This window comes from Variovorax sp. IB41 (assembly GCF_016405905.1).
Classification (GTDB): domain Bacteria; phylum Pseudomonadota; class Gammaproteobacteria; order Burkholderiales; family Burkholderiaceae_C; genus Variovorax.
Window position 1 is genome coordinate 1 of the sequence record NZ_JAEFCB010000045.1, and the last position, 1458, is coordinate 1458.

General features: G+C 69.0%; 1 protein-coding gene. It reads right to left on the reverse strand.

Annotated features, from left to right (window positions below; genetic code table 11):
• Positions 1-1458: type VI secretion system Vgr family protein (locus JC881_RS32210; protein ID WP_198789814.1), on the reverse strand; the 1458-nt coding region annotated here is incomplete at both ends.

Here is a 1458-nt window from a genome sequence, read left to right on the forward strand (position 1 = left end):
ACGTTCTTCGTCGTGCTCGCGATCGTCACCTTCTTGTCGGCCGCGATCCTGGTGGCGCCCTTCTGGCTTTGCAGCGTCACGCTGCCGCTGGCCGCATGCAGCGTGATGCCGCGCTCCTGGTTGGGCTCGCTGCCGCCGCTCGCCTTGGCGCCCAACGTGTACAGGCTCACGCCCTTGGCCACGCCCACCGCGATCTGCCCTTGCGCGGGCAGATGGATGTCCTGATGGGCAACGATGGCGGTGTGCTTGCCGCTGACGGCAATCGCCTCCTTCGGCGTGACGAAGCCAATGCCCATGGGGGCGCTGAACTGCAGGTGCGGCTCGCTGTACGCGGTGACGCTGCCTTGGCCGCCTTCGGTGGCCTTGATATCGCCGCCGCTGCCGTTCGATTGCGCGGTGTTGCCTTCTTGCTGTGCCCCCAGCACTTCGGCCACGTGCTTCAGTGCCTCGATGGCGGGCAACTTGTCCGGGGCTTCTTCGCCCTTGATTTGCGCCTTCTGCGTCTGCGCACTCTTGGCCAGCGACGTGGCGAGTTCCTCGGCTTGTTTCGTCTGCTGCTGCGCCTCGCGGCTGGCCATGAAGGCGCCCTTCGCGTTCTGCTGGGCGTGGGCGCTCACGAGCAGGCCTGCACCGGCGCGGATCGCACCCTGCGCCGTCGTAGCGAGTTCGGCCCCATGGCCTCGCGCCTTGCCGCGCGCGTTGTCGTCCTGCTGCTTGTGATGCCCCAGGTGCAGCCGGCTCTGCGCCTGCGTGGTCGCCAGGCTCGTGCTGCCCTGCCCCGGGGTGTCGTCGAAGACCAGTTGGTTGTAGCCGCCGTCGCCGCTCTGGCTGGCGCTCAGTTCCTGGGTCTTGATGCCGGAGAAGACAGCGTTGTGCGCATGCTCCTTGGCATCCTTGCCTTCGCCTGCGAACCAGGCGGGGGCGTTGCCGGTGGATTGCGCCGCGCCCGCGGACTTCTCGTTGTGCTGGGCATCGGTCTGGCCGGCGCCGTTGTACAGGGCCGCGACGACCACTGGGCGGTCGATGTCGCCATGATGGAATTCGACCAGCACTTCCTGCCCCACGCGCGGCAGGGCGACCTGACCCCAGTTGTCACCGGCAGCGCTGGCTGCCACGCGCACCCAGGCGCCCAGGCGATCGGCCGCGGGCGCGTTGTCCTGGCCGTCGGCGCGGGGTTGTCGGGCGCTCGAGGCGCTGCCGCGCTGCCAGTGGAACTGGACCTTGACGCGGTGGTCGCGGTCGGTGTGCACGGGGGCGTTCTCGCCCACGCCGATCACGATGGCGCTCTGGCTGCCATGCACGCTGGGCTTGGGATGGATGCGCTGGCCGTGGCCGTCGATGCTCAGCGGGCGGTAGGGGATGGCCGCGCGAACGGTGGTGAAGTCGTTGCGGTAGTGCGTGACGGTGTCGGGGCCAGCAGCCGCGTTGCCGCTGTCCTCCGGTGCATCGAACACGGTG